Raw genomic sequence first — 8,858 nt, 5'->3', positions numbered from 1 at the left:
GTTAATGAGCCATTAAAACGCTCTACAGCGCCACTTATTAAAGGTTTTTTGCATTGGGCAGCGTGATCAGCAAGAAGATAACGTGTGGTAAAGTTATCACTTCCATCAACAATGATATGGTAGGCATTGAGCAGTTTATCCACATTACTTTTATTTAAGCGTAGGGTGTGTTTTTCAACCATAACATGGGGATTTATTGCTTTTATAGTGGTTTCAGCACTGTCTGTTTTGCTTTGGTTGATTGCACTTGTCTTATGAATAACTTGACGTTGTAAATTGGAAAGTGAAACAGTGTCGTTATCGACAATTCCAAGGGTTCCAACACCTGCGGCAGCCAAATAAGTTAAGACAGGCGCTCCAAGTCCACCAGCACCCACAACAAGAACACGCGCCTTTTTGAGCTTTTGTTGTCCCACACCACCAATCTCAGGCAAAATGATGTGGCGTGCATAGCGTTCGATTTCTTCATTATTGAATTTTATATCTGTTTTTTGTGTCATGAATTTTTTCTTGTCATAGTTATTTTATTCTTTACTAAATTTATGGTGCATAAACCAGTCTGTATTTAGGATAGAGAGGATTTATTTATGAAAATTGCCATTCAGATGGATCATATTTCAACAATTCGGATTCAAGGAGATACGACATTTGCACTTGCTTTAGCAGCGCAAGAACGTGGACACCCCCTCTTTCATTATACACCAGATCGTTTATCTCTGTGTGGTGGTTGTGTGATTGCATGGCTAGAGCCATTGACAGTACATGATGAAGAGGGGAACCACTATCAATTAGGAGAGCCTGTTCGCACGGAATTAACAGATATGGATGTGGTTCTTTTACGCCAAGATCCCCCTTTTGATCTCAATTATATCACCACGACTCATTTGTTAGAACGTATTCATCCTAAAACACTTGTTGTGAATGATCCGGCATGGGTACGCAACAGTCCAGAAAAAATTTTTGTTACCGAATTTTCTGATTTGATGCCAGAAACATTAATTACCAAAGATATTGAAGAAATAACAGCTTTTAGAGAGACATTTGGCGATATTATTGTGAAACCACTTTATGGGAATGGGGGCGCTGGTGTTTTTTACTTAAAACAAGATGATCGCAATTTAGCATCACTTCTGGAAATGTTTGCAGAAATTTATCGCGAACCTTTTATTGTTCAGCGCTATTTAGAGGCGGTACGAAAAGGAGATAAACGGATTATTTTGCTTGATGGTACACCTGTTGGAGCCATTAACCGAATTTCAACAACAACAGATGTGCGTTCTAACATGCATGTTGGAGGCCGCGCGGAAAACATTGAGTTGACAAAACGTGATTATGAAATTTGTGAACGTATTGGTCCAGCTTTAAAGGAGCGTGGTCTTCTTTTTGTGGGGATTGATGTCATTGGAAACCATATAACAGAAATCAATGTAACATCTCCTACGGGAATTCGTGAAATTAAACGCTTTTCTGGTACAGATGTTGCTCATTTATTTTGGGATGTTATTGAATTCAAACGTTCAAATTAATTGACACAGAGCTCAACCATGGTTTTGTAAAAAAATGATCCGTGTTGTTTTTATATTTGTTATGTTGCAAATGTGAACTAGAATGATCGTATAATATAAATTAAAAGGCTTTATCTTCAATTTTTAGGGAGTTTATAGATGGGCAGAGTATTATCAATTGGCATAGGATTGTTTTTTGCGTTGCTGCTGTCAGCAAATGTAGGCAATGCGCGTGATCAAATACAGGTTACTGGCTCATCTACAGTTTTACCTTATCAAAAGATTGTCGCTGAGACATTTGGAGAAATTTATCCCCATTTTAAGGTTCCTGTTATCGAATCAGGTGGAACAGGAGCGGGGATTAAGGAATTTTGCCGTGGTGTTGGGGAGAACACTGTTGATATTGTTAATGCTTCACGAGCAATGAAATCGAGTGAATTACAGTCTTGTTTTGATGCTGGTGTGAAAGATGTTGAGGAGATACGCATTGGGTATGATGGCATTGTTTTTGCAACAGATATTAAGGGACCTGATTGGAAATTACAGCCGGTAGATGTTTATAAAGCCCTTGCGGCTCGAATTATCATAGACGGCAAGTTGCAGCCCAATAATGTTTCGAAATGGAGTGCTGTCAATAGTGCTCTTCCTGATTGGACGATAGCCGCCTATATTCCTGGAGAAAAGCATGGAACACGTGAAGTTTTTGAAGAAAAATTACTTGCTGTAGGCTGTAAAGAGAGTGGAGCAGTTGAGGCGATGAAATCTTTAGGAATGGATGATAAGGAGATACACGGTGCTTGTATTGCAGTCCGTAAGGATGGAAAAGCGGTTGATATTGGTGGTGATTATTCTGAAACATTTGCGCGTCTAACTTCGAATAAAACAGGGGTTGGCATTTTTGGTTTGTCTTTTTATCAAAATAATGCCGATAGGCTAAAGGTTGCCGATATTAATGGTTTTGCGCCAACAGTTGAAACAATTTCTAGTGGACAATATCCGGTTTCTCGTCCACTTTTTTTCTATATTAAAAAAGCACATTTAGATATTGTTCCAAGCTTGCGAGAATATGTTGATTTTTTCCTTTCTGATCAAATGATTGGTCCAGAGGGTCCTTTGGCTGAATATGGTTTGATTGTCGCTCCTGAAAAAGAGCGACAAGCACAACGTTCTGATTTTTCTGCTGGTCGGGTGATGATGTTGAAATAATTTTCTGGGAATAATTTATTGGATTGCCGGAGTAGGCGTTTTCGGTGCTATTTTTTTATAAAAACTGAAAGATAAAATGCGCATTTCCTTCATCGTTTTTTTGTTATTGCTTCTTGGATTTTGTGGCTTTTGTATTTCTTATGTGCGGGCACGCACTCTTGAATACAGACAACATAAAATGCATTCTCGTGCGTATTATTATGGCTGGTGGACATTTTTGATTACTGTTATTCCAGCTTTTATTTTTTTAATTTTGTGGGATGCTGGGAGTACAATTTATTTAGATTATAATGCCTCTCAAGAGCTTTGGGCGTATAGTGCGCATATAACAGAGTCTGTCAATCATGATCTACTTTTGGAGTCGCTTCGAAGTATCGTCAAAATGATTCACCGCTTTGAAGGGGATCTTTCTACCGCTTCCTATAAGGAAGTGCAGGCACAATTACTTGCGAAAGGATTGATTTTATCTCATGAAGTATCTGATGATGTGTTCAAAATAGCACGGTCATGGGTATTTTCTTCTGAAAAGCTTCAATTTATTGGTTATGGTTTCTTTTTTGTTATTGCCTTCTTTGGTTTTATCTGTGGAATAATACAAATTGCACCTCATCAACGTGCGCGCAATAAGGTTGAATCTTTAATTATTATTGGCTTGGCTTGTGCATCTATTGTTGCTGTTGTCACGACAATAGCCATTGCACTTTCTCTATTCTTTCAGACAATAAGTTTTTTTCAGTCTGTATCCTTTTCAAATTTCTTTTTAGGAACGGTTTGGGATCCGCGTTTTTCCGCGAGCGGTTCAAGCGATGAAGTTGGACAATTTGGTTTAATACCTCTCCTTGCTGGTACGCTTTATATTGCATTCGTCGCTATGCTTTTTTCTGTACCTATAGGATTATTTTCAGCTCTTTATATGGCCGAATACGCTTCTGCGCGATTGCGTGCAATTGTGAAGCCATTGTTGGAAGTTCTTGCTGGCATCCCAACCATTGTTTACGGTTTTTTCGCTTTGAAGGTTGTAGGACCATTTTTACGTGATCTCTCAGCGTCTCTCTCAGATGGGGGTGGGTTTATTATGGCTCAAAGTGTTTTAACGGCTGGCGTTGTTATGGGGATTATGTTGATTCCTTTTGTTTCCTCTTTATCGGATGATGTTATTATGGCTGTTCCACGCATTTTACGTGAAGGTTCTTATGGTTTAGGAGCAACGCAATCTGAAACAATTAAAAAAGTCGTTATACCAGCAGCACTTCCAGGGATTATGGGGGCCATTTTGTTGACAGCATCGCGTGCAATTGGGGAAACAATGATTGTCGTTTTGGCGGCAGGTGTTGCGGCAAACTTAACACTCAATCCTTTTGAATCAATGACCACGATGACTGTTAAGATTGTTAATCAATTGACCGGTGACTTTGAGTTTAATTCTCCGCAAACTCTGGTGGCTTTTGCCTTGGGGATGACACTCTTTGTGATAACACTCTTGATGAATATTCTTGCTCTTTACATTGTGCGTAAATATCGGGAACAATATGAATGAATGAAGATTTTTTTCCTCGTCGCAATCTTAGCCTTAAGCGTCGCTATTGGGCAGAACGTCGTTTTCGTGCCTATGGTTTGATTGCTATTTTTATTGGTTTGTTGTTTTTATTTGCGCTTTTATGGTCTATCATTAGTCAAGGCTATACAGCTTTTTTTCAAAGTGAAATGACGTTATCGGTTTATTTGGATGAAAAGATTATTGATCCAAGTGGCCAACGTCAAAAGAAACCAGAAATCCTCATAACGGCAAATTATCCGCTTCTTGTACGCAATGCTTTAGCAAAAAAACTTGATGTCAATCAAAATGATCGAGCCTCTCTGCGGGATATTAACCGTATGTTTTCAAATGGTGTACGTGTGCAACTCCGTGAAATGGTGACAAAGAATCCAAAACTGATTGGTACAATGCAGAAAATCAAAGTTCTAACTGCTGCGGATATCGATTCTGCTTATAAGGGGCAGATTAATTTGCATGTAGCAGAAAAAAATCGTAAAGTTTCTAATCGGCAAATAGAATGGATAAAGCGTTTAGCCCGTGATGGAACACTTTATAAAACATTTAATATTGTTTTTTTTACATTTGGTGCTTCAAGTCGTCCTGAGACTGCGGGATTAGGTGTTGCGATAATAGGTTCCCTTTACATGATAGGTATCGTTTTATTGGTTTCGCTTCCGATAGGCATAGCAACGGCTCTTTATTTGGAAGAATATGCACGTAAAAATAAATTTACAGATTTTATTGAAGTTAATATCAATAACCTTGCAGCTGTTCCTTCGATTGTATTTGGTCTTTTAGGACTCGCGGTTTTTATTAATTTTTTAGAGCTACCACGTTCAGCCTCTTTTGTTGGTGGTCTTGTTTTAGCACTCATGACTCTTCCCACGATCATTATTGCAACTCGTTCTGCTTTACGGGCTGTTCCTCTTTCTATTCGCTCGGCAGCTTTAGGATTGGGGGCATCAAAAACACAAATGGTTTTTCACCATGTTGTCCCTTTAGCAGCGCCTGGTATTTTAACAGGCACAATTATTGGTGTGGCTCAGGCTCTAGGTGAAACAGCTCCTTTGCTTTTGATAGGCATGGTTGCTTTTGTTGTTAATATTCCTACGACTCCCATGGATCCGGCAACAGCTTTGCCTGTTCAAATTTTTATGTGGGCTGGTGAAGCAGAACGCGCTTTTGTTGAAAAGACGTCGGGGGCTATCATTGTATTAATGGTTTTTCTTGCGATCATGAATATTTCTGCAGTTTTTTTACGTCGACGATTTGAACGCCGCCAGTAATTTTAATAAAATAACAATTTTGATAGGATTTTTGTAAGGTGAGTTTTTGTTATGAAGATTAAAATGCGTGGTCAGGACGTGAAAGTTTCTTATGGAGATAAAGAAGCACTTCATGGTATTACCCTTGATATTCCTGAACATCAAGTTACTGCTTTGATTGGTCCATCAGGATGTGGGAAGTCGACTTTTTTACGTTGTTTTAACCGTATGAATGATACGATTGAAGGGGCTAAAATAACGGGGCTTATTACTTTAGATGGGGAAAATATTTATGACACACGAATTGATGTTGTAGAATTGCGCGCTCGTGTTGGGATGGTTTTTCAAAAGCCTAGTCCTTTTCCAAAATCTATATTCGAGAATGTTGCCTATGGGCCACGCATTCACGGTTTAGTGAAGACGCGCGCCGAATTACATGATGTGGTTGAAAAGAGTTTGAGGCAGGCTGGTTTATTTGAAGAAGTAAAAGACCGTCTTCATGATCTTGGGACAAGTTTATCAGGAGGACAACAACAGCGTTTGTGTATTGCGCGTGCCATTGCGGTTAGTCCTGAAGTTATTTTGATGGATGAGCCTTGTTCAGCTCTTGATCCCATTGCGACGGCTCGGATTGAAGAGCTTATCGATGCGTTACGGCAAAATTATACAATTGTTATCGTAACACATTCCATGCAACAGGCGGCACGTGTTTCTCAATATACGGCCATGTTTCATTTAGGGCATTTGGTTGAAGTTGGTGCAACTGAAATGATCTTCACTTCACCAAAAGAACAACGGACACAAGATTATATCACGGGGCGTTTTGGATAGGTGAATTGAGGAGTGTAAGATATGTCTATGAACCATACTGTTCGTTCTTATGATGCAGAACTAAAATATCTAAAAGCAAGAATTACAGAAATGGGAAGCCATGCAGAACGAATGATTGAACGTTCTGTCGCATCGGTTGTATGTAGTGATCTTCAACTTGCAACGGAAGTGATTACCGATGATGTGTTTTTAGATGAGGCTGAACGTGATATTGATGAAAAAGCGGTTGCTATTATTTGCAAGCGCCAACCGATGGCTGTAGATTTGCGTGAAATTATTGGAGCCATTCGTATTTCTTCTGATCTTGAGCGGATTGGAGATATGGCCAAAAACATTGCTAAGAGGACTGTTGCTCTTTCAGAAATACGTCAATCCGCTTCCTTTTATCATGGGCTTGAAACAATTACAGCTTTAGCGCTTAATCAATTAAAAGAAGTTTTAAATGCTTATACGAGTCGCCTATTAGAGCGTGTTGATGCTGTGCGTGAGCGTGATGAGAAGATTGATGCTTTATATACTTCTCTTTTTCGTGAACTTCTGACGTATATGATGGAAGATATGCGCAATATTACAGTTTGTACACACTTACTATTTTGTTTAAAAAAATATTGAACGAATTGGTGATCATGTTACCAATATTGCTGAAATGTTGCATTATATCATAACGGGTTATCATATGTCATCTGATCGTCCTCGCGATGACCTTACTTATAAAGTTGGGATAGGTGAGAAAAAATAGATTAAATTTTCTTAGATGTTTAAATAGATTTGTAGATACGTTGAGCTGTTTCTTAAAGTACAGCTATAAGAAGAATATGATAACCGTATTATGGAAAAGTACAAGGAAGCAACAAATGGGAGGAGCAGGGAAGATTGTCAACACTTAATTTGACATATTTGTGTGTTGGATGATATCATCATTCGTAGTATGGCCGGAGGGGTGTTTTCTAGAGGAATTTTCTTTCTGATCATTTTGCTAAAATTTTATATTAAAGGGGATATCTGTAGTTATTTTTTCAATATTGATGCAAAGAGTTTTGGTATCCAAATCTTTTTTGCCAGATCTTTTTCGTATGTAGAATGAGTGGATAGTGTTATTTTATTGCGATTGAAATGCGTGAGTTGTTATAGGCCTATATTGTGCCATGAGGAGTAACAATATTGATCTATAAATTAATGTTTTTTTATTTTTTATTTCGCATAGATAGTTTTTAATTACCATTTGTATTAAAATTTTACTGAGTGGTAACAATTAGCTGTGTACTTTATTGAGAGATACATTTAAAGCTCATTTCAAAATTTGAATAGCTCAAAAATTATAGGAATGTGTTGCATAAGATGAAAAAAAATCCTTGGAGTGTTTTTGTTACCTTTTGCGTAGCGCCGTTGTTTGTTGTGGGGTGTGCTGCAAATCATTTAGATACTGGAAAAGTAAATAATAAGAATACAAAAACAATTACGTATCCATTGACAGAGCGTCAATGTCTTATGCGTGCGATGTATTTTGAATCAAATCGATCAAGCCGTGAAGGAATGATTGCCGTTGGGACAGTTGTTATGAATCGTGTTAATTCAAGCGCTTATCCCAAGACGATTTGTGGTGTTGTTGGTCAATATAAGCAATTTGCTCCTGGTGTTTTAACGCGTCCTATGATGGAGAAAGCATCTGTTGCTCGTGTGAGAGAGGCCGCTGATGCCGTTTTGCAGGGTGAGAGAGATAAGAAAGTTAAATACGCTAAGTTTTTTCATACGGCTGGTTTGTCTTTTCCTTATAAAAATATGCATTATGTTCAAGTTGCAGGGGGAAATGCTTTTTATGAAAAACGGTCACGTGATGGATCACTTCAAGTTCCTACGAATAATCGCCCTTATGATGTTGCTTATGCTTTTGCCCAAGAACGCTCTGGTTATGCGCCAAGCTTTATCGATGATAACTTAGAAAATAAGGGAGTAAAGGCAGAGAAAAGCGTATCTCCTTCGATAGAAGTCGCACAATCCAAGACAGTGCAACCTACGTCTTTTGCTGTGGTACAGCTTGATAAAATTCCTATTCCCACCTATGCGCCTCAACATCTAGTGAGGAAAGAGGAAAATAAAACGGTTATGGCATTGCCTTCATCAGATCAGTTAAATGCAATTGTTGCAATGTTAGAAAAACGACACAGAAATTGGTAAGTTTTTACACGATCAAAGAAGGTTTTACGCTCCATTGCGGTTTATGAATTAAACAAGCCCTTTAGCAATAATGACATCTACAAATATGTGTAGAGAAAGCCAAATTAAAGGATCTTCAAAAACAATTTAGAATATGACGGCATAAGGAACGCATTTTATTTAAAGAAGGGTATGGGTAATGTACTTTGATATTCATGAGCAAATTTCACCTGAAATGCTTAATCGTCTTGCAGAAATTACAGTAAAAGTAGGGTTAAATTTGCAAGAGGGGCAGGATCTTGTTTTGACTGCTCCAGTTTCAGCCCTCCTCTTGTTCGGCGTATTGCTTATCATGCTTAT

At 38.3% G+C, this 8,858-nt stretch carries 7 protein-coding genes and 1 pseudogene; 7 read left to right on the top strand and 1 reads right to left on the bottom strand.

Features of this window, described 5'->3' with window-relative positions:
- On the bottom strand, positions 1–500 hold a 500-nt coding region (locus BN338_RS08225), incomplete at its 3' end, for a ThiF family adenylyltransferase (RefSeq protein ID WP_039761197.1).
- 87 nt (positions 501–587) lie between these two features.
- On the opposite strand from BN338_RS08225, the gene gshB reads away from it, so the two are divergent.
- From gshB to BN338_RS08190, 7 genes and pseudogenes are all read left to right on the top strand, one after another.
- Positions 588–1,526 carry a glutathione synthase gene (gene gshB, locus BN338_RS08220; RefSeq protein WP_039760909.1) on the top strand — a complete coding sequence of 313 codons (939 nt, stop codon included), beginning with the start codon at positions 588–590 and terminating at the stop codon, positions 1,524–1,526.
- A 138-nt stretch (positions 1,527–1,664) separates the two neighbouring features.
- Positions 1,665–2,711: a PstS family phosphate ABC transporter substrate-binding protein gene (locus tag BN338_RS08215; RefSeq protein WP_039760906.1), complete on the top strand. Its 1,047-nt coding sequence runs from the start codon at positions 1,665–1,667 to the stop codon at positions 2,709–2,711.
- A gap of 76 nt (positions 2,712–2,787) precedes the next feature.
- Positions 2,788–4,248, top strand: a complete 1,461-nt coding sequence (gene pstC, locus BN338_RS08210; RefSeq protein ID WP_039760904.1) for a phosphate ABC transporter permease subunit PstC — start codon at positions 2,788–2,790, stop codon at positions 4,246–4,248.
- Complete coding sequence (gene pstA / locus BN338_RS08205; protein ID WP_039760901.1) at positions 4,245–5,534, top strand: phosphate ABC transporter permease PstA; 1,290 nt, start codon at positions 4,245–4,247, stop codon at positions 5,532–5,534. The genes pstC and pstA overlap by 4 nt, the downstream gene beginning before the upstream one ends.
- 51 nt (positions 5,535–5,585) lie before the next feature.
- The gene (gene pstB, locus BN338_RS08200; RefSeq protein ID WP_039760899.1) at positions 5,586–6,344 is read left to right on the top strand and encodes a phosphate ABC transporter ATP-binding protein PstB; all 759 of its coding nucleotides are present in this window, start codon (positions 5,586–5,588) and stop codon (positions 6,342–6,344) included.
- A gap of 21 nt (positions 6,345–6,365) precedes the next feature.
- Positions 6,366–7,083, top strand: a pseudogene (gene phoU / locus BN338_RS08195) (phosphate signaling complex protein PhoU).
- Between the two features lie 599 nt (positions 7,084–7,682).
- Entirely contained in the window at positions 7,683–8,519 is an 837-nt protein-coding gene (locus tag BN338_RS08190; protein ID WP_039760897.1) for a cell wall hydrolase, read from the top strand.
- The last annotated feature ends 339 nt before the right edge of the window (positions 8,520–8,858 follow it).

It is taken from the genome of Bartonella queenslandensis AUST/NH15 (assembly GCF_000312585.1).
Classification (GTDB): Bacteria; Pseudomonadota; Alphaproteobacteria; order Rhizobiales; family Rhizobiaceae; genus Bartonella; species Bartonella queenslandensis_A.
This window is presented reverse-complemented; position numbering and strand designations above follow the sequence as displayed.